Here is a 19,824-nt window from a genome sequence, read left to right on the forward strand (position 1 = left end):
ATCGCGGCCACCCTCAACGCCGGTGGTCCCCGCCGCGGATCTGGTCGACGGCGTGCCGCAGCACCGGGGCGAGCACCGCCATGCCGTCGCGGACGCCGCCGGAGGAGCCGGGCAGGTTGACGATGATCGTGGTGCCCGCCTGGCCGGCCAGGCCGCGGGACAGGATCGAGGTCGGCACCCGGTCGCGGAACGCCTGCCGGATCGCCTCGGCGATGCCGGGTATCTCCCGGTCGATGACCCGGCGGGTCATCTCCGGGGTGAGGTCCCGCGGGGTGAGGCCGGTGCCGCCGGTGGTGACGATCACGTCGTAGCCGGCCAGGACGCCGTCGCGTATCGCGGCCTCGACCGGGTCGCCGTCCGGCACCACCACCGGGCCGTCCACCGGCTCGCAGCCGGCACCGGCCAGCAACTCCCGGAGCAGTTGTCCCGATTTATCGGGATAAACACCGGCGGCGGCCCGGGTGGACGCGGTCACCACCAGCGCCCTCACGGCCGGGTCCAGACGCCGGTCTTGCCGCCGGTCTTCTCCTCGACACGCACGTCCGCGATCGTCGCGGCCGGGTCGACCGCCTTGATCATGTCGATCATCGCCAGCGCGGCCACGGTCACCGCGGTGAGGGCCTCCATCTCCACGCCGGTACGGTCCGCGGTGCGCACCCGGGCGGTGATCTCCACCCCGGCATCGGCCACCGCGAGGTCCACCTCGACCCCGTGCAACGCGATCGGATGGCACAGCGGGATCAGGTCGGGCGTGCGCTTGGCCCCCATGATCCCGGCGAGACGCGCCACGCCCAGCGCGTCGCCCTTGGGCACCTCGCCCGACCGCAGGATCGCGACCGCCGCCGGCGACAGCAGCACCCGGCCGCTCGCCCGCGCGGTGCGGACGCCGACGTCCTTGGCCGACACGTCGACCATCCGGGCCGCCCCCGACTCCGTCAGGTGGGTCAGCCGGCCTGGCTCGCTCACAGCGGGATCACCTCCACGACCGCGCCCGCGGGCACCTCGGTCACGTCCTCCGGTACGACGATCAGCGCGTTCGCCGCGGCCAGCGCGGCCAGCTGATGGGACCCCTGCCCGTGCACCGGCGTCACCCGCGCCTCCCCGCCCGCGCCGTCCGCACCGTCCGCACCGTCCACGCCGGACAGCACGCCGCGCAGGAAGGACCGCTTGCCGGCCGGCGAGCGCAGCGCCGCCGCCGCCCGGGCCGGCACGGTGGCCGGCGGGCCGGCCGGCAGCCCGCGCATCAGCGCCAGCGCCGGCCGCACGTACAGCACGAACGACACGTACGACGACACCGGGTTGCCGGGCAGCGTGAAGATCGGCACCCGCCGGTCGCCCAGCAGGCCGAACCCCTGCGGCATGCCCGGCTGCATGGCCACCTTGCCGAACCAGACCGTGCCGAGCGAGGCCAGCGCCTCCTTGACCGGCTCGTAGGCGCCCATCGAGATGCCGCCACTGGTGATCACCGCGTCCGCCGTGCCGAGCAGGCCGTTCAGGGTGGCGAGGAACTCGGCCGGGTCGTCGCGCACCGCCCGGCGCCGCTCGGCCCGGCCGCCGGCCTGCCGGACCGCGGCGACCAGCGTGACCCCGTTGGACTCCCAGATCTGCCCGTGCCCGAGCGGCGTGCCGGGCTCGACCAGCTCGGCCCCGGTGGACAGCACCACCACCCGGGGCGCCGGCCGGGCGAGCACCGCCCGGCGGCCCGCCCCGGCCAGGATGCCCAGCTGGGCCGGGCCGAGCACCGTCCCGGCGGGCAGCACCACGTCGCCGGGCCGGACGTCCTCCCCGGCGCGACGGATCGCGTTGCCGGGCGGCGCCGGCCGGCGGATCGCCACCGTGCCGGTGCCGCCGTCGGTCCACTCCACCGGGACGACCGCGTCGGCACCCGCCGGCAGCGGGGCGCCGGTCATGATCCGGGTGACCTGTCCCGGCGCCAGCCGCCGCGGCGCGGTGTCGCCGGCCGGCACGTCCGCCGCGACCGGCAGCAGCACCGGGTCGTCCTCGCGCGCGCCGGCCACGTCCGCGGCCCGCACCGCGTACCCGTCCATCGCCGAGTTGTCGAACGGCGGCAGCGCCACCGGCGCGGCGACGTCCTCGGCGGCCACCGCGCCGAGCGCCTCGTCCAGGTCCAGCTCGACCGGGTCCAGCGGGCGCACCGCGGCCAGGATCGCGGCCAGGTGCTCGTCGACCGGCCTCACGACGCCCCGCCCGCGCCGCCGGGACGGGCTGCGGCGCGACCGGGCCTTGCGCCGGCGCGGGCCACCACGAGGCCTGGCCTTGTTCCGGGGCGAGCCATCACAAGGCCGGGGCCTGTGCCGGCGCGGGCCGTCACCGCCCGGCCGGGCAGGGCTGTGGCGCGAGCCGTCACCGCTCGGCCGGCAGCTCGTCCAGGAACCGGCGCAGCCACGGCAGCAGCTCCGGCGCCAGGTCCGGGCGCTCGGCCGCGAAGCGGATCACCGTCCGCAGGTAGTCCATCTTGTTGCCGGTGTCGTACCGGCGGCCGCGGAACAGCACGCCGTGCACCGGCCCGCCCTGCTCGGACGGCCGGCCGGCCAGCTCCAGCAGCGCGTCGGTCAGCTGGATCTCGCCGCCGCGGCCCGGCGGGGTGTTCTCCAGCACCTCGAACACCGCGGGGTCGATCACGTACCGCCCGATGACCGCCCAGTTGGACGGGGCCTCGTCGGCCGGCGGCTTCTCCACCAGCCCGGTCACCCGGACCACGTCATCCTCGCCGGTCGGCTCGATCTCGGCGCAGCCGTACAGCGAGACCTGCTCCTTGGGCACCTCCATCAGCGCCACGACGCTGCCGCCGTAGGTGTTGCGCACCTCGATCATGCGCTTAAGGAGCTGGTCGCGGGGGTCGATCAGGTCGTCGCCGAGCAGGCAGGCGAACGCGTGGCCGTCCACGTGCTGCTTGGCGCACAGCACCGCGTGTCCGAGCCCCTTGGCCTCTCCCTGCCGGACGTAGTGCAGCGTGGCGAGATCGACCGGCTCGAGCACCTGGGACAGCCGCTCGTCGTCCCCCTTGGACGCCAGCGCCTCCTCCAGCTCGTACGCTCGGTCGAAGTGGTCTTCCAGGGAGCGCTTGTTGCGGCCGGTCACCATGAGCACGTCGAGCAGCCCGACCGACACCGCCTCTTCGACGACATACTGGATGACCGGCTTGTCGACGATCGGCAGCATTTCTTTCGGCGTCGCCTTGGTCGCCGGCAGGAATCTCGTGCCGAGACCCGCCGCCGGGATGACTACTTTCGTCACAGGATCGTGGTCAGCCATGGGTGCACCTTAATGGAGGTCCGAGTGGGCAAGGCAGAGCTGCGGCGGAGCATCATCTCCGCCCGGGCGGGACTCCCCGACCAGAGTGGCTCGGCGAGCGCAATCAGGGAAACGCTACTCGACCGGCCCTGGGTGCAGATGGCCGGGTTGGTGGCCTGCTACTGGTCCATGGGCACCGAGCCGGCCACCCACGGCCTGGTGTTCGCGCTGTGGAAGCACGGCGCGACCGTGCTGCTGCCCGTGCTGCGCCCGGACCTCGACCTGGACTGGGCGGTGTACGACGGCCCCGACTCGCTGGCCCCCGGGCCGCGCGGCCACCTGGAGCCGGTGGACACCCGGCGCGGGGTGGACGCGATCCGCACCGCCGCGCTGGTGATCGTCCCGGCGCTCGCGGTGGACCGGGTCACCGGCGTCCGGCTCGGCCGCGGCGGCGGTTCCTACGACCGGGCGCTGGCCCGGGTCGGCCCGAACGTGCCGACGGTCGCGCTGCTGCACGAGGGCGAGCTGGTCGAGGGCGTGCCGGCCGAGCCGCACGACCGGCCGGTCGCCATGGCCGCCCTCCCGTCGGGCATCGTCACCTTCGCCGGCCCGCCGGGAGCCGGATCGCCGGCCCGCCCGGCCCGCCGTTCCTGGTGAGCGGTCCACCGGAGTGTCATCGCCTCCCCGCCCGTCCCCGGCAGGGTCAGCGGATCTCCAGGTCGGCCAGGCCGCCGTTCTTGGTGAAGTAGTCCGGCAGGGTGTCGGCGCGCACCGCGTCGAACAGCGCCTTGCCGGCCTTACGGTCCACCCGGACCACGCTGGCCCCCTTGACCATGGCGGTGCCGCGGGTCGGGATGGTCGTCGAGTCGATCTTGTCCGGCCGCACGTCGCGCAGCTCCAGCGCCAGGTCGCGCAGGGTGCTCATGGTCACCCCGGAGTCGACGCTGACCGCCCGGGTGAACGCCTCCAGGAAGTCGTTCAGCCGGAACGGGTTGGTCAGCGTCTCCTCGCTGATGATCTTCTTTCCGAGGGCGCGGACGAACGCCTGCTGCCGCCGCATCCGGTCGAAGTCGCCGCCGGGCAGGTTGTACCGCTGGCGGACGAACAGCAGGGCCCGCTCCCCCTCCAGGTGCACGGTGCCCTTGGGCCAGGTCACCTTGTTGGCCGGGTCGTACACCTGCTGGGCCAGCTCGACGTCGACCCCGCCGATCACCTGGGTCATGGTGACGAAGCCCTGGAAGTCGAGCGCGGCGAAGTGGTCGATCCGGACGCCGGTCAGCTGCTCCACCGTGCTGATCAGCAGTTTCGGCCCGCCGAAGGCGTAGGCTGCGTTGATCTTGTTGTTTCCGCGTCCGGGGATGCGGACATAAGAGTCGCGGGGGATGCCGATGAGGGTGAGCCGGTCGCGCGCGGCCGGAACATGGACGATCATGATGCTGTCGGCCCGCTGGCCGCCCGACTCGCCCGGACGCCGGTCCGACCCGATGAGCAGCCAGTTCTGCGCGCCGTCCGCGCCGACGGCGGGCCGGCCCGCGCCGTCGGGGAACGCTCCAGGGATGCGCTCGATGTTGCCGTTCAGCGTTATCTGACGCTCCATAACCACGGCGAACCCGGTGGCGAGCACCATCGCGACGAGCAGCCCGATCACGATCATCAGCCGGCGGAACGGCCGCCGTCTCCTGGGCGGTCTCCCCGGCGGCGTGGCCGGGCGGTCGGGCCCGGCGCCGTCCGGGCCATCCTCCGCCGTGCCGCGGGGGGCGTCGAGATCACCGAGGATCCGGGACTTCTCGTCGGTCACCTGGTCACCTGAAGTTGCTTTAGTGCGTGATGTGTCGCAGGTGACGCTAGCCCAAAGCAGTGCACCGGGATAGTGGACCGTATGAATACGAAAGAATAGGTGCAAAACACGAGAAGGGAGACCGGTGACGCTGGACGTCTGGCTGCTTCTCGCGTCCGTCGTCGTGATCGCGGCCATCGCCTCGGTCCGGGTGGCGCACCGCACCGGCCTGCCCAGCCTACTGATCTATCTCGGGCTCGGACTGCTCGTCGGCGAGGCCGGCCTGGGGCTCCAGTTCGAGAACGCGCAACTCGGCCAGCAGATCGGCATGGTCGGCCTCGCCATCATCCTGGCCGAGGGTGGCCTGACCACCAACTGGGAACACGTCCGCAAGGCGGTGCCGAGCGCCCTGGTGCTCGCCACCCTCGGCGTCGCGGTCAGCATCGTCACCCTCGCCCTCGCCTCGCGCTGGCTGCTCGGCATGGACTGGCGCACCGCGCTGCTGCTGGGCGCGGTCCTGGCCTCCACCGACGCCGCCGCCGTCTTCTCCGTGCTGCGCCGGCTGCCGCTGCCGCCCCGGCTCGCCGGAGTGCTGGAGGCCGAGTCCGGGTTCAACGACGCCCCCACCGTGATCGTCGTGGTGATGCTGAGCGCGTCCGGCGCGCCGCTGCCCACCTTCGGCCACGTCGTCGTGGACGCCGCCCTGGAGCTCGCCATCGGCGCGGCGATCGGCCTCGCCATCGGCCCGATCGGCGGCTACGCGCTGCGCCGGGTGGCCCTGCCCGCCTCCGGCCTCTACCCGATCGCGGTGCTCGCCCTCGCCTTCATCGCCTACAGCGGCGCGACGCTGCTGCACGGCAGCGGATTCCTGTCGGTCTACCTGTGCACCCTGGTGCTGGGCAACATGCGGCTGCCGCACCGGGCCGCCACCCGCGGCTTCGCCGAAGGATCGGCGTGGCTGGCGCAGATCGGCCTGTTCGTCATGCTCGGCATGCTCGCCAGCCCGCACGAGCTGCCCGCCGCCATCGTCCCCGGCCTGATCGCCGGCGTCGCGTTGCTGCTGGCCGCCCGGCCGCTGTCGGTCATGGCCTCCGCGCTATTGGTACGGATCGCCCGGATCGGCCGGCTCACCTGGCGGGAGCAGGCGTTCCTGTCCTGGGCCGGGCTGCGCGGCGCGGTGCCCATCGTGCTGGCCACCATCCCCTGGGCCGCCGGGCTGCCCGGCGCCAAGGGGGTGTTCAACGAGGTCTTCATCATCGTCATCGTCTTCACCATGCTGCAGGGGCCCACCCTGCCCTACCTGGCCCGGCTGCTGAAGGTGAGCGCGCCGGACGAGGCGCGCGACCTGGGAGTGGAGAGCGCCCCGCTGGAAGAGCTGCACGCCGACCTGCTGCAGGTCAGCATCCCGCCCGGCTCCGAGCTGCACGGCGTGGAGATCTTCGAGCTGCGGCTGCCGTCCGACGCCGCCGTCACCATGGTCGTCCGGGACGGCCGGTCGTTCGTGCCCGAGCCCAGCACCCGGCTGCGCGCCCGGGACCAGCTGCTGATCGTCACCACCGCCGCCTGCCGGCAGACCGTCGAACGCCGGCTGCGCGCGGTCAGCCGCCGCGGCAAGCTGGCCGGCTGGTACGGCGAGCGCGGCGAATGACCTCCACCCCCCTGGCGCCCGCCACGCGCTGGCACTTCTCCTCCCGCCCCCGGAACCCGTCGAGCGCCCGCACTTCTCACTCCGCTCCCGGAGCTCGTCGGGCGCCCGCACTTCTCACTCCGCTCCCGGAGCCCGTCGGGCGCTCGCACCCCCACCCCGCCGGCTCCGTCCGGCCCTCGTCCCGCCGGCCCCGCCGGCCCCCGGCGCCCCGACCGGCCCTCGACCACGGGCCTAATGAGAACTGTTCGAGCGGGACTCCAGGCATTCCTGCGATCATCCCCTGAGATGGTGGTCACCACCCGTACGACGGTTCACCACAACCCTGTGGCGAGCTCCTACACACGGTGTGGGAGGGATTAGAAGCCGTCTGGGTGGCGTTTAGCCTAATCGGCTGCGTACCATTAGCAGTCGCACCGGTAGAGTGCCAATCTGCGCGAGCCATACGAGGAGGAGTCCGTGCCCACTTACCAGTACGCCTGCACAGCCTGCGGCGAGGGGCTCGAGGCCGTCCAGCGTTTCACCGACGAGCCGCTCACCACGTGCCCGAGCTGCCAGGGCCAGTTGCGCAAGGTGTTCTCGGCCGTCGGCATCGTGTTCAAGGGTTCCGGTTTCTACCGGACCGACAACCGCTCCTCCAGCTCCTCCAGCACCACGACGAGCGCCAACGGCTCGTCCTCCTCGAGCTCCTCGTCCTCGGGGACCGGGTCCGACTCCGGCTCCACCGCCAAGAAGGAGCCCGCCGCGGCCTCGTCCGCCGGCTCCTCTTCGTCCAGCGGCAGCAAGAGCAGCAGCACCTCGGCCGCCTGACCCCCGACCGCCCACCGGCGCGGTGCCCGGCCATCGGGCCGGCCCCCCACTCACCCTCGCCGTCCACCCGGCCCGGGACCTCCGGGCCGGACGCGGAACGCCCTCCGGCCCGCGACGGCTCCCGGACGCCGCCCGACCATGAGCCACCCCGGACGGCCCCTGGACGCGGAGCGGTCGAGGGCCGCACTTGACGGGGCCTCGCAGACGCCGACAGGTCGGAGCGACCGCACCTGATCAGGCCTCGCCGGCGGGCCCGATCGCATTTTCTCGCGGGCTCCGTCCGGCCGTCACCGCGACCTCCACCGCCTTGAACGCGCGCTAGCCGCGCCGAGCCGCCCGCATTGAGCCACTTGCCGCCGTGCCACCGCTGGATGGTGAAGCCACGCCCCGGCTCACCGGCGAAGCCACGTTAACCCGGCAGCCAGATCTCACACCGGCGCCCCCATCCCGCACTTATCCACAGGCTGTGCATAAGTGCAGGTCGCCGGCTCCGGATCCGCCACGTTTTCCACAGCCGGCACCACCGGCCACCGTCCCCCGTGCCACGCCCACTAATGTCTGCGCCATGGTCATGAAAGCGGACATCGGGGTCATCGGCGGCTCCGGCTTCTACTCCCTCCTCGACGACGCCGAGGAGGTCCAGGTCAGCACGCCGTTCGGCCCGCCCAGCGACGCCGTCACCGTCGGGCACATCGGCTCCCGCACGGTCGCGTTCGTGCCCCGGCACGGCCGGTCGCACCAGTTCCCGCCGCACCGCATCCCCTACCGGGCCAACCTGTGGGCGCTGCGCTCCCTCGGCGTCCGCCAGGTGCTGGCGCCGAGCGCCGTCGGCTCGCTGCGCGCCGACCTCGGGCCCGGCACGCTGGTCATCCCCGACCAGCTCGTCGACCGCACCTCGGGCCGGCCGCAGACCTACTACGACGAGGGCGGCGCGGTGCACGTGCCGTTCGCCGACCCCTACTGCCCGGCCGGGCGCGCCCTGGCGGTCGCCCGCGCCCAGGGCGACGGCTGGCCGGTGGCCGGCGACGGCACCCTGGTGGTCATCGAAGGGCCGCGCTTCTCCACCCGGGCCGAGTCCCGGTGGTTCGCCGGCAACGGCTGGTCGATCGTCGGAATGACCGGCTTCCCCGAAGCGGTGCTCGCCCGCGAGCTGGCGCTCTGCTACACCACGCTGGCCCTGGTCACCGACCTGGACGCCGGGGTCGAGTCGGGCGAGGGCGTCACCCAGGAAGAGGTCTTCGCCTTCTTCGCCGCCAACAGCGAGCGGATGCGCTCCCTGGTCGCCGCGCTCGTCACCGAGCTGCCCGCCGAACGCACCTGCCCCTGCGGCGAAGCACTGGCCGGCGTCAAGCTCCCCTTCCCCCTCCCCTGATCCACGCCATCCGCTGGAGTCAGCATGCCCATCGTCCTGCGGGCGCTCCGGATCATCAACCGCCGGCGACGGCTGCTGGCCGCCGCGCTGGCCGCCGCCGCGCTGGCCTGCGCCGGCCTCGCCATCCGGCCGGTCCCGTCCCGGGAGGTGCTGGCTGCCGCCCGCGACCTGACCCCCGGCGTGTTGAGGGCCACCGATCTGACCATGGTCCGCCTGCCGGAGCAGGCGGTGCCGGACGGCGCGCTCACCTCCCGCACCCGGGCCACCGGCCGCATCCTCGCCGCGCCGCTGCGGCGGGGCGAGCCGCTCACCAACGCTCGGCTGCTCGGCCCTGGGCTGGTCGACGCCTACGGCCCCGGCACCCGCGCCACCCCGATCCGGGTCACCGACGCGGCGTCCGCCCGGTTGCTGCGCACCGGCGACGTGATCGACGTGATCGCGGCCGCGCCCCGCTGGGACGACAACGTCGAGGCCCGGACGGCGACGGTGGCCGAGGCCGTCCGGGTGATCCTCCCGCCGGTGACCGCCCGCGACACCGAGTCGGAGCCCGGCGAGAGCGGCGCGCTGGTGGTGCTGGCCACCACCGGCTACCAGGCCATCCGGCTGGCCCAGGCCGCGGCCGGCTCCCGCCTCTCCATCACCATCCACGGCCAGCCTCACTGATCATGCGCGCCGCACGCCCGGTTCGTCCCGCATGATCGACCCGGACGAGATCGGACCAGGCCCCCTAGCCCGCGGCCACAGCTCCATCGTCCGGGGTGCGAACCACCTGCTCGACGAGAGCAACATTCGACCGGCCTCCGGCCCAGCCGGTGCACCACCATCGCCAGGGCTCACCCAGCGCGGGGAGCTGTCGACCAGCCCTGCGGTCCGGCGGGAACGCCATCGCCTGGCGCTCGGTCAACCACCCGGGCGGCGGGCGGCCAGCCGCTCGATCATGCCGAGCTTGAAACGCTCGTGCCGCTCCAGGGTGAACCCCATCGCGCGCACCCGGCGCACCGGCCGCCGGCCGAAATGCTCGCCCTGCAGCGGAACGGTGACCGCGTCCAGCAGCCCTTGCAGTGCCCGGACCGGCCAGACCGGCGAGGCCACATGATCGGCGAGCAGCAGCGTCCCGCCGGGGCGGAGCACCCGGGCCATCTCCGCCAGCGCGCGGCCCTCGTCCGGAATGCAGCACAGGGCGAACGTGCAGACGACGGTGTCGAAGCTCGCGTCCGGCAGGTCCAGCGCCTGGGCGTCACCCTCCCGCAGGTCCACCTCACGGCCGAGCGACGCGGCCCGGCGCCGGCCGATCTCCAGCATCGCCGGACTCCACTCCACCGCGGTCAGCCGGATCTCGCGGGGGTAGTACGGCAGGTTGAGGCCGGTGCCGAACGCCACCTCCAGCGTGTCACCGGTGGCCTGCCCGCACAGCCAGGGCCGGGTGTCGGCGAAGAACCGCCGCTCGGCGACCGCCATGATCCGGTCGTAGGACGCCGACTGCCGGTCCCAGTACCGCCGCAACCGCTCCGTCCGCGCCACCGTCCACCCCACAACCCTAGAAAAGCCCCATTTCACCATGCCAGCGCTGACACCGGACAGCCACGCCCGTGACACCCCTGGACAGCCACGCCAGTGACGCCCGGCCAGGCCGGCACGTCACCCGGCTGGCGAAGGGATCCGGCGAACAGCCGGGACTACCGGAAGGGGTCCATTTTCACGCGTCGCCACGAGGGCAACGAGCGGCGCGACGTCAACCGATGCCGACGCGACCAGGCATGGCGGCGGAGATCACAGCTTGGCGGCGAGCTTGGGGTCGTACTCCCAGTGCCACGGCTCGAAGGGGCTGCTGTACGCCCAGTCGGGATGGATCCACCCGAACTTCTTGCTGTTGGCCTCCAGCCAGTTGAACTGCGGCGACCGGAAGGTCTGCACGCCACCGCACAGGTCGACGGCCATCCCCAGCCCGTGGTTGCTCTTCCCGGGGACCGCGGCGAACCCGGGCCGGCGGTAGAAGACCGCCTGCTGCCCGGCCAGGCTGCGGTAGCTGTCGGTCACGCAGATGCGGGTGCCGAACCGCTTGCGGTAGGCCTCGCTGAGCGCGACGAACGCGATGGCCGCGTCCGCGCGCAACTCCTGCCCCGACTGCTGGAGCGGGCACAGCACATCCTTGGGCAGCAGCCCGTTCGGGTAGTCGGTGGCGGCACTGACCCGGGTAGGGTCGCAGGCCGTCCCGCCGGAACGCCCACCCTGGTTGACCTTGACCCCGAGCTTCACCAGGGCCTTGGTCAGCGACCGCACCACGGTCGCCGACCGTTTCCGCAGCGTCTCGATCTCCACGCCGAGCTGGGCCTCCACCAGCAGCTTGGTGGCCCGCAGCTCCTGCGCCTCGGCGGCCAGCCGCTGCTGCTGCTGGTACAGCCGACCGGCGTCCTGCAGCACCTCGTCCCGCCCGGACACCAGATAGGTCATATCGCTGAGCGCGCGCAGGCTCTTGGTCTCGTCCTGACCGCTGAGGAAGGGAGCCATGTCCCCGCCGGACGGCGCCTGGTACAGCGACTGCACCAGCTCCGACAGCGGCCGGCGCATCTCGGACAGCCGGGCGGTCGCCACCCGGAACTGGTCCAGCTTGACCTTGAGTTCCTTGTCGGCCTTGCTCAACGTCGCCTGGCGCTTCTCCAGCGCCTTGGTGGCCTCGGCCAGCGCCTGCGACGACTTCTCCGCGTCCCGCCGCAACTCGGTGAGGTTGCCGGGATCCGACGGCGCGCCGCCCGCCTGCTCGCGCGCGACCGGCCGCGCCTGGGCGGCGTCCGGCTGGGCCACGTTGACCACGCAGGCCATCGCCACCGTCACCAGCGCGACCAGGCCGGCGGATCGAGGAGATGGCACGCTCGATCCCTCCATTTGCGAAACCGTGACCTGGACCCGGCCTGCACGTTACTACAGCAGGGCGAATGCCCGAGCCGTAGGCACGAGAGGCGTTACGTACGGATCATGGCATTTATCCCGCTCGCCCACCCGGGATTCGCCGACATACCTCCACCAATCACCGTCCCTAGCGCCGCAATCGGTCACCAAGCGAAACGCCCTGCTCACCCATGGCACAAGGCACGTTCCACCCGCACCCACCACCGCCGGACAAGCACCCCACGGCACTCATCCCTGCACCACCGCCCGGCCAGGGTGACCGGTAGGCCGGGCGGTGCCGGACCTCGGTCTCACTTCCGCACAAGCACCCATGGCACTCACCCCTTGCACCCCGGCGCCCACCCAGGGGTGACCGATAGGCCAGACGGAGCCGGACCTCGATCTGACCGCGCACAAACATCCATGACACTCACTCCCTGCACCCCGGCACCCGCCCAGGGGGGTGACGGCAGGCCGGGCGGAGCCGGACCTCGATCTCATTGCCGCGTCGCGGCGCCCCGCCACGCGGCCGGAGCCACCGGCACAGCTCCCGCCGCATCCGAGGGCTCCTCTACGGTGAACGCCGTCTCGACCACATCCGGGGACATCAACCGCTCCCCGGTACGGGCCGGCCGCGCCGAGGGAGTCGCCGGCACCGGCGACGGGTCGCGGACCCGCTCCGGCCCACCGGCCGCCTTCTCACCCGCCGCTCCCCCTGCCATCCCATCCGTCCCGGTCGCCGGCGCCGGCCCGCCACCAGCCGGGCCATCCCCACTGGTCCCGCCGCTTCCGCCGGGGCCGTCCACTTGGCCACCCCCGTCAGCGCGGCCATCTCGCAACGCAGGACTCACCCCGACGGGCCGCTCCGCCCGTCCCGCGCCGGCGGCCACCGCACTCCGTGGCCCATCACCCACGCCGTCCCGCCGTCCCGCAGCAGCGCCGCCACGTCCCGATGCCGTACCACCGGGCCCATCGGCCAAGATCAGCCGCCCCTGCCGCCGCTTCGCCCCGCGCCGCCGCTCCCCATCGCCCACACCAGCCCCGGCGAGCCGCGCCGGCTCACCCGCTCGACCCGTTGTGGGCGTGCCCACCCGCAGCCCTGCCTCGTCGCGGACGGCTCCCCACCCACCACCGTCCGGCCGCCGATAACCGGCCTCCAGCAGCCGGGTACGCATCCGGAAGATGGCCACGACCTCTTCCCCCTGCGGCGTCTCCTCCTGCGCAGGCGGCACCGCACCGTCGTACCCCTGGTTCGCGTGCAGCGGCGCCGGCACCGGGCTGACGAACGAATCGTTGCTGATTCCGCGCGCCGAGGCGCGGGTAGTAGGGGCGGCGTCCCGCCACGGTGACGCAACCAGGTCTGCCTCATGGCGTCCTGCGCTCCGCGCCCGGTCGCCGTACCCGGTGACCTCGGCCACCACCAGCCCCAGCCCGAGCACCGCCGGCGCCAGCATCGCCGCGCCCAGCACCCGCGGCCGGATCCCGCCACGCCTGCGCGCCGGCTTTCGTCGCACTCCAGTCACAGTGCGTGACAGTAGTCACAGCCTGCTACAGTACGTTGCTGGCATGTCCCGCCTTTACCCCAGCTCAGCGCAGACATGGGAGACGATCCCGAAACGTGGCCCCCGCCCGGGCCCACGCCGCACCCAGCTTTCGGTACGCTTGACACCACATCCCGCCTCCGTAGCTCAGGGGATAGAGCACCGCTCTCCTAAAGCGGGTGCCGCAGGTTCGAATCCTGCCGGGGGCACTCATGTGATGTCTCAAGACATCGGAAACCCTCGAACCTACGGGTTCGGGGGTTTCTTGTTTTTGGGGTTTGCCTGGGGCTGGTAGTCGCGGGTGGGGTCGATGGTGAGTTCGCGCAGGAGTTCGCCGGTGATGGCGTGGACGACGCGGACGTGCAGGTCGTCGACGAGGAGTAGGACGCAGGTCCGGGCGTAGGTTCGGCCGATGCCGATGTGGTGCAGGCGGCCGTTCAGGCGCAGGGTGACGATGCCGGATCGGTCGATGCGGTCGTGGCGGACGCGGCTGTGGTGGTCGTGGTCGCGGGTGATGGCGGGCCGGGCCTTGGGCAGGTTGTGGTAGATCGCCGCGGGGGTCGCCCGGTGGGGTAGCGAGCGGTGCGGGCGTTGGTGGTTGTAGGCGGCGAGGAAGCGGTCCAGCAGTGCCTGCAGGCCGGTCATGGTGGTGGGCTGGTCGGGTTGGGCGCGGAGCCGGTTCTTCATGGTCTGCTGGAAGCGTTCGACCTTGCCGCAGGTGGTGGGGTGGTTGGGGCGTGAGTTCTTCTGCTGGACGTGCAGGCGGCGCAGTCGGTGTTCGAAGGCGTTGCGGCCGCCGCGGCCGCCGGCCAGGCGGGTGGTGAACACCATGCCGTTATCGGTGAGCGTGGAGGCGGGAACACCATGCGCGGCGACGGCGGCGTCGAAGGTGGTCACGACGATGGGCCCGGTGATGCGGGCGTGGACGGTCACCGACAGCGCGTACCGAGAATGGTCGCCGGCCAGGTGAGGATCTCGGCGTCGGCGCCGTCGGTGAGGCGGTAGTGGGTGAAGTCGGCCTGCCAGGTCTCATTCGGCAGGGCCGCCTGGAAGCGGATGTAGGAGGAGCGGGGTCGTTTGTTCGGTTCGGGTGTCACCAGGCCGTGCCGGGTGAGGTAGCGGCTGATCGTGGCACGCGACACCGTGCGCCGGTGGTGGGTTCGCAGGTGCCAGGCGATGGTGTCCGGCCCGCCGTCCAGGCCCTGGCCGGTCAGTTCCTTACGCAACCGGACGATCAGCTCGACGGTATCGGCGTCGATCGCGTTGGGTGAGGTCAGCGGCCGCCGGGACCGCGGCTCGAACGCCGCCTCGCCCTCGGCCCGGTAACGCGCCAGCAGCTTGGACATCCAGCCCTTGGACACCCCGTAGGCCCGGGCGACCTCGGCCGGTGAGCGGCCCTCGACGACGACAGCGGTGATCAGGAGTCTGGCTTTCGACACACCGGCCACACTCCTGACCGCCCCGGTTTCCTATCTCCGGAGACACACTCCACCCGGGTTTCCCATGTCCTGAGACATGGGTTTCCTATGTCCTGAACCAGCACACTGCCGGGGGCACCGACCAACCAGCCCAAACCCGTCCACTACCAGGGCCCTTTCCCGCTGGTTCTTTTCGATCTTGAGCAGCCATAGTCCACTGTGTGCAGCCCTATGTCAGCCGTCGCGGGATATACGCGGGATGGCGGCCCACCCGTTTGCCCAGCTCAGCCCTGCGCAAAGAAAGAACCCCGAGCTGACCCGGGGTCCGCAGCACAGCGAGTTTGATCAACCTTCGAGTGCGTCACCGATCTTTGCGATTGGCGGGAAGCTGCTGCCCCTTCACGCACTTGGCGTAGACCGTAACAGGACGTCATCACCGTAACCGGCGCGCTTGACCACCTCGGTAGCCGCCGGCCCCGGCGTCGAGCCACAGCGACACCGCCGCGTGCCGCTGGTCATAGGAGCGTACGGCCAAGCCTCTCCCAGTTCGGTCTCCACGCTACGAGGGAAGGTCAGAAGCGCTGCGCTGGTATCGATGGACTACGGGTCAAGCTGGTGTGACCTCTCGCTCCCCTCCCTGGCATAAGGGTGGAGAGCGAGAGGTCACAGTGCCTCAGAGGTGACAGACAGCGCATCCGACCTGGTCGTCATCCTCATCGTGGGCGTCGGAGAGGATCTCGAGAAGGGGGCGATTCGGCTTGCGACGTCGAGCAGCCCGTTCCATCGCGTCGCGGTGCTTGGCCTCAATCTCTTGGCGTCGGGCGATGAGCTCATCGAGCGACTCGCCCTGCGACCAGGTGTACTTGCGCCCCTTCATGGCTGTCTGCTGGTAATTGACCTTCTCCTCGTAGGCGACGGCCTTCTCGAACAGCTCCGGATGGCGGTCCTTAAGCCCAACCCACTCATGCTTACGTTGGAAGAAGCAGAAGTAGCAGCCCGAACGGGTACGCCATTCATAGTAGGCTGGCAGGCCGATACCGGCCTCGTCGAGTATCCGGTCGACCCCGGTCCTGTCGATGCCGTCTTCACGGAAGGGGAAGACGGCGGTGATGTTGGGCTTGGTGCTGACGTAGCCGAGGCGGTTCTCATCCGCACGGATGGCTACGTAGGAGATGACCTCATCATCGCCAACCCAAGCCTCCAGCGGCTTGATCTTGAGGTTCTTGGTGCACCAACGCATCTGAGGGCTTGGAAGGGTCCCCTGGTACACCTCGAGCCAGTGATCGAAATCGCGATTGGAGTTGAGCCGCTCGATCGGCTTGCCAAGCGCAGCTTCCAGCCGATTGAGGTACTCGTAGGTCTCGGGAAGCTCGGCGCCGGTATCGCAGAAGAAGTACTCCATCTCGGGGACCCAGTCCCGCATGTAGATGGCCAGGGCTGAGGAGTCCTTCCCTCCAGAGATGCCCAGCACGTGCCGAGTCCCTCTGCCAGAGTCGTTGGCCTTGGTCACAGCTTCTCCTCCCTCTGGGGGTCGTGGCCAGAGTCCGTCGCGGTGAGACGCTCGGCTAGGGCGGCAAGCAAGATGCGCGCACCGCCAGGCCCTAGCTCTTGCTCAGCTTGCCTAATGACACCGACAACCAGAGTCTCGGCAGTGTTCCTGACCTTCTTAGGCACATGGATGAGCGTGCGTACTTCTGTTCCTTGAGGTGTGGTGAGTGTCAGCAGGTGAGTGTCGATCTGCTTGGGTTCGGGCGCACGAGTCTGAGGTGCTGGTACCTCCTGCACCTGGTAGAGGTGGCCGACACGGTCAAGGCGGCGGGCCACCTCTTTGACACGCAGGTAGAAGCCGTCGGCGTCCTGGTCGGTCCAGTCGCCGAGCGCCTTGTTCGTGAGGCGAATGATGATCGGGTCGAGCCAGTCCTCATTCGGCAGGCTGGTGTTGAGGACACGAGACACGAACCCTTGCAAATCAAGCTCAAGGCTTGCGTCTGCGAAGCCGCTGAGTGCCTCTGCTAGCCCTGGCCGCAGTTGGGGAAGGTCACCGGCGATACCGAACGCCTGACCTATCGCGGCTACGACGTCTCGCCTCAGTGCTGTGCTTGCTCCGGAGATAGCGTCCAGGGCGTTGATCACCCGAGCGACGTACGAGCCGGCGGCCTGCTCGTCTTTAGTCGCGTTGGCAGGAATGGCATTCAGTGCAAGTGCCTGTGGCAGGGCAGTGAATACCAGTTGGTCGGGGTCGGTTGCCTCGAAGAGGACTTTTCGGACCTGCAGCGCTTCCGGAGTGAGGCGCTTGGTGTAGCGCGCGTAGGGAGTAAGAACCATGACGCGCTCGAGCATGGCCCGAGTCACTGCCAGCAGCGCCGGGTTGCGGGCGGTACGAGAACGAGGAGCATCCACATTGAGAGCCGCAGCGAGGCGCTCAACAACCAAGCTGCGCTGTCCTTCCCCGATCGGTACGGCCTTGACCGTGAATCGGTTGGGCCCTGTATCAGCAAGCAGGCGCTCAATGATCTCCGGGGTGAGCCGCGGACAATAGTTTCCCTCTTCGAACAGCGCGACGTCGGAGCTACGGAGAATCAGCGCAGCGACCATCAGGATCGGGACAACGCCAGCCTTGACGCCGAAGGGCGGCGCCATCAGCTGCTCATAGATGTCGACAATCGGGGTGGGCTGAGCGGCATCGGTGAGTGCCTGCTCTAGGCGCTCCCAGGTAGGGGTGACCTCCGGATGCTTCTTCGGATCCGGCCGGGAGACACCGTGGGTGGCAATGGTTTGGGCCTGTATCGCCTGGCCGACCTCCTTGGCAGCACGGTGCAGGCCCAGGTACTCCACGACACCGTGGTACATGGCCCGTTCCTGCGAGTACTTAGTGGTGTCATATCCCAGCAGCGCCAGCCCCGTATTAGTCACCAAGTCGGACAGAAGCACACGTCGTGCACGCGCTCCGTTGCTGGTGAGTTCATGACGGCCGGCCATCTCGTTGCGGATGTGCGGTGTCTGCGGATACACCCGGTCGCAGGCAGCCGACACCAACGCACCGTAGCTGCGGGCCTCGATGGGCTCACTCCGTTCGAAATGTGTGTCCTGCCCGCTTTGCCAGAGGTGCCAGGAGGAATCGTCGCTCTGCGGGTTGAATGCCTCGTCTAGCTGAGTTCCCAGCTCTTGCGAAATTCCCGCGATGCGCTCCTCGATCTCGCGTCCCGCCACGAGATCGATGTCATCCTGGTGTCGGAGGTCCTCGAGGGCCCTGAGGGTGATCCCTGCATTGAGGATGGCGGCAGGGTCTTTCGTGGTTCCGATAAGTACGGGCAATGGAGAGTTGACCAGCGGCCGCGTACCGGGCTCTCCAAGATGGAAGATGATCATACCGTCGGCCGCGTCACTCACGACGCCAGGGCCTTCGAGTTTGTCGGCCTGGAGACTGATAGCGGTGCGGAAGTACCGCAACATCCCGGTGCGTTGCATGTGCGCTCCAGCGACCACCTCCTTGGGCAGAACCGTTCCGAGGTGCTCGCCAAGGTGGTCGACGACATGGCTAGGAGCGACGTGGCCGGCGATTTCCTTGACCCGGGCATCAATATCGATGTTGGTTCCCTGCCAGACCCGGTACTCATCGCTATAGGACCGGTGGGTGAGGAACCCGGTTTCGACGAGGTGTTGCAGCCGCTGCTGCAGCATCTCAAACCGCTCAGGATCCGCAGCGTTGCTCGGATCGTTCATAGCGAGCTGGATCATCGCCGGGGTTGCCCGAAGAACGCCGTCGACATCGATAAGGTTCAGAATGCCGATCGTCTTGAGGATGTCTCGGTCCTCGGGGGGAAGCCCGTGGGCTTCGTTGAGCCGGTTGTCGACCTCCAGCCAGCGGCTGGCGTTGGACGAGGCCAGGATGGTGGTGCGACCGGAAGCGAAGAAATAGTCATAAAGCTGGGGCAGCAGAATGGTGGAGGCCCGCTCCGGCTCGGAGCTTGAGGCTTCATCGATGGTACGGCGGACCGTGTAGGGCTCGTCGTTGGTGAGGAACCCGACGAGGCTGCGGTCATGCTGACCGATCTGGAAGGCCAGGAGCGGTGCCGCCACGGCGGTAAGGGGATGCAAGGGATAGAGGCCGGCGAACATCTCCGGGGAGATGTGAACCACAGAATCGAGGCCGTGCTCGACCCAGGCTTGGGCGGCCGCTTCCGCCTGCCTGCGGATGAGCTGCTGACCAGCTTCAGCGACGCCGGACTGATCGAGACGTCTTTGCAGAAGGTGAACGGCATCGCCAAGATTCGGCGTGAAGGTGATGTCTTCGAATCGACCTTGGACCTTGGCCCATTCCTTGGTCTGGATCAGGCTAGATCGTGCTGCATAGTCGCTGAAGGCCAGGTGCTGCAGGGTGAAGATGAACAGCGGAAGTCCCGACCGCCCCGCGCCCTTCTCGGCGAGCATCTGCAGCAGAAATACATCGTTCTCGGCGCTGCCAGAGTCGCCCGAGGCGGCAAGGTATTCCAGTGACTTACCGAACTCATCAAGAATCAGCAAAACCGGGTGGCCTGTCTCACACAATGCGGTGAGCGCGTCCAGAAGGCTCTCGGTTGTCGGAATTTCACGCTCTGCGCAGGCACGGAGGGCTTGTGCCACGTCCTCCGGCGGCCGTTTCCCCCACCTGCGTTCCACGGCGGCAGCCAGTGCTCGATACACAGTGGCGGCCAAGGGTTCACGGCGCGCGGTCGCCACGGCACCTAGGAACCCCTTCTCGGCACGTTCGTCACGTGCCTGCTCCATGCGTGCAGCGAGTCCTGGGCTCGTAGCCTCCACGGCTTGCCGAGCTTCGTCCTGCCGCTCCGGGTCATGGCCTAAGAAGGCGTCAAGCAGGTTCGATAGTGTCGACTTTCCTGAGCCGTAAGGACCGGTGAAGGACCATGCACGTGTTCGCTTGAGGTCTGCCATTGCGTTGGCAACACGATTCAGAACGTCCAGTGCCCTGGCCCCCACATAGGGAGAGTTCAAGTGTGGGTCGCGGACGTCGCGCTCGAGGTTGGTGGAACGTAGTTCCGACCCAACCAGCGTGACGCCGGCAGGAAGCTGAGCGCTGGCGCGGTCCTTACGAAGGCTATGAAGGGGGTTGGTGGCCATGG

Annotated in this window: 16 protein-coding genes, 1 tRNA gene and 1 pseudogene; 6 read left to right on the top strand and 12 right to left on the bottom strand. The window is 70.0% G+C overall.

The features are described 5' to 3' along the window. Positions 1-13 precede the first annotated feature (13 nt). From Sru01_RS31630 to galU, 4 genes are all read right to left on the bottom strand, one after another. Positions 14-490 (bottom strand): MogA/MoaB family molybdenum cofactor biosynthesis protein, encoded by a 477-nt coding sequence (locus Sru01_RS31630; RefSeq protein ID WP_203993499.1) that lies wholly within the window; start codon positions 488-490, stop codon positions 14-16. Beyond that, entirely contained in the window at positions 487-966 is a 480-nt protein-coding gene (gene moaC, locus Sru01_RS31635) for a cyclic pyranopterin monophosphate synthase MoaC (RefSeq protein WP_275412231.1), read from the bottom strand. The genes Sru01_RS31630 and moaC overlap by 4 nt, the downstream gene beginning before the upstream one ends. Continuing rightward, a complete protein-coding gene (gene glp / locus Sru01_RS31640) occupies positions 963-2,198 on the bottom strand; it encodes a molybdotransferase-like divisome protein Glp (protein ID WP_203993502.1) in 1,236 nt (411 codons plus the stop codon). The genes moaC and glp overlap by 4 nt, the downstream gene beginning before the upstream one ends. Positions 2,199-2,364: 166 nt before the next feature. Then, on the bottom strand, positions 2,365-3,276 hold the full coding sequence (gene galU / locus Sru01_RS31645; protein ID WP_203993506.1) for a UTP--glucose-1-phosphate uridylyltransferase GalU: 912 nt from the start codon (positions 3,274-3,276) through the stop codon (positions 2,365-2,367). Between the two features lie 12 nt (positions 3,277-3,288). Between galU and Sru01_RS31650 the strand changes: the two genes are divergently transcribed. Further along, on the top strand, positions 3,289-3,912 hold the full coding sequence (locus tag Sru01_RS31650) for a 5-formyltetrahydrofolate cyclo-ligase (protein ID WP_203993509.1): 624 nt from the start codon (positions 3,289-3,291) through the stop codon (positions 3,910-3,912). A 46-nt stretch (positions 3,913-3,958) separates the two neighbouring features. On the opposite strand, the gene Sru01_RS31655 is transcribed toward Sru01_RS31650, so the two are convergent. Next, positions 3,959-5,053 carry an LCP family protein gene (locus tag Sru01_RS31655; protein ID WP_203993512.1) on the bottom strand — a complete coding sequence of 365 codons (1,095 nt, stop codon included), beginning with the start codon at positions 5,051-5,053 and terminating at the stop codon, positions 3,959-3,961. 124 nt (positions 5,054-5,177) lie between these two features. Between Sru01_RS31655 and Sru01_RS31660 the strand changes: the two genes are divergently transcribed. Both Sru01_RS31660 and Sru01_RS36500 read left to right on the top strand, forming a co-directional pair. Then, on the top strand, positions 5,178-6,680 hold the full coding sequence (locus Sru01_RS31660) for a potassium/proton antiporter (RefSeq protein ID WP_203993515.1): 1,503 nt from the start codon (positions 5,178-5,180) through the stop codon (positions 6,678-6,680). Positions 6,681-7,136: 456 nt separating this feature from the next. Then, positions 7,137-7,277, top strand: a pseudogene (locus Sru01_RS36500) (FmdB family zinc ribbon protein); the annotation flags it as partial. Positions 7,278-7,291: 14 nt separating this feature from the next. On the opposite strand, the gene Sru01_RS36505 reads toward Sru01_RS36500, so the two are convergent. Next, positions 7,292-7,474: a hypothetical protein gene (locus Sru01_RS36505; protein ID WP_307812096.1), complete on the bottom strand. Its 183-nt coding sequence runs from the start codon at positions 7,472-7,474 to the stop codon at positions 7,292-7,294. Between the two features lie 578 nt (positions 7,475-8,052). On the opposite strand from Sru01_RS36505, the gene Sru01_RS31670 reads away from it, so the two are divergent. Both Sru01_RS31670 and cpaB read left to right on the top strand, forming a co-directional pair. Continuing rightward, a complete protein-coding gene (locus Sru01_RS31670) occupies positions 8,053-8,859 on the top strand; it encodes an S-methyl-5'-thioadenosine phosphorylase (RefSeq protein ID WP_203993520.1) in 807 nt (268 codons plus the stop codon). Positions 8,860-8,883: 24 nt separating this feature from the next. Beyond that, complete coding sequence (gene cpaB / locus Sru01_RS31675; RefSeq protein ID WP_203993522.1) at positions 8,884-9,522, top strand: Flp pilus assembly protein CpaB; 639 nt, start codon at positions 8,884-8,886, stop codon at positions 9,520-9,522. Between the two features lie 237 nt (positions 9,523-9,759). On the opposite strand, the gene Sru01_RS31680 is transcribed toward cpaB, so the two are convergent. Next, complete coding sequence (locus Sru01_RS31680) at positions 9,760-10,380, bottom strand: class I SAM-dependent methyltransferase (RefSeq protein WP_239137910.1); 621 nt, start codon at positions 10,378-10,380, stop codon at positions 9,760-9,762. Between the two features lie 249 nt (positions 10,381-10,629). Then, entirely contained in the window at positions 10,630-11,727 is a 1,098-nt protein-coding gene (locus tag Sru01_RS31685) for a D-alanyl-D-alanine carboxypeptidase family protein (RefSeq protein ID WP_239137911.1), read from the bottom strand. Between the two features lie 1,695 nt (positions 11,728-13,422). Here Sru01_RS31685 and Sru01_RS31690 point away from each other — a divergent pair. Continuing rightward, positions 13,423-13,495 (top strand) — tRNA-Arg (locus Sru01_RS31690). Between the two features lie 37 nt (positions 13,496-13,532). Here Sru01_RS31690 and Sru01_RS31695 read toward each other — a convergent pair. From Sru01_RS31695 to Sru01_RS31710, 4 genes are all read right to left on the bottom strand, one after another. Next, complete coding sequence (locus tag Sru01_RS31695) at positions 13,533-14,219, bottom strand: integrase core domain-containing protein (protein ID WP_203993526.1); 687 nt, start codon at positions 14,217-14,219, stop codon at positions 13,533-13,535. Further along, positions 14,216-14,725: a helix-turn-helix domain-containing protein gene (locus Sru01_RS31700; protein ID WP_203993528.1), complete on the bottom strand. Its 510-nt coding sequence runs from the start codon at positions 14,723-14,725 to the stop codon at positions 14,216-14,218. Before Sru01_RS31700 ends, Sru01_RS31695 begins: the two co-directional genes overlap by 4 nt. Before the next feature lie 652 nt (positions 14,726-15,377). Then, positions 15,378-16,214, bottom strand: a complete 837-nt coding sequence (locus Sru01_RS31705; protein ID WP_203993530.1) for a phosphoadenosine phosphosulfate reductase family protein — start codon at positions 16,212-16,214, stop codon at positions 15,378-15,380. After that, positions 16,211-19,822, bottom strand: coding sequence for a putative type IV secretion/conjugal transfer ATPase (locus Sru01_RS31710; RefSeq protein WP_239137914.1), 3,612 nt, complete (start codon positions 19,820-19,822; stop codon positions 16,211-16,213). Before Sru01_RS31710 ends, Sru01_RS31705 begins: the two co-directional genes overlap by 4 nt. Between the last annotated feature and the right edge of the window lie 2 nt (positions 19,823-19,824).

It is taken from the genome of Sphaerisporangium rufum (assembly GCF_016863395.1).
GTDB lineage: Bacteria > Actinomycetota > Actinomycetes > Streptosporangiales > Streptosporangiaceae > Sphaerisporangium > Sphaerisporangium rufum.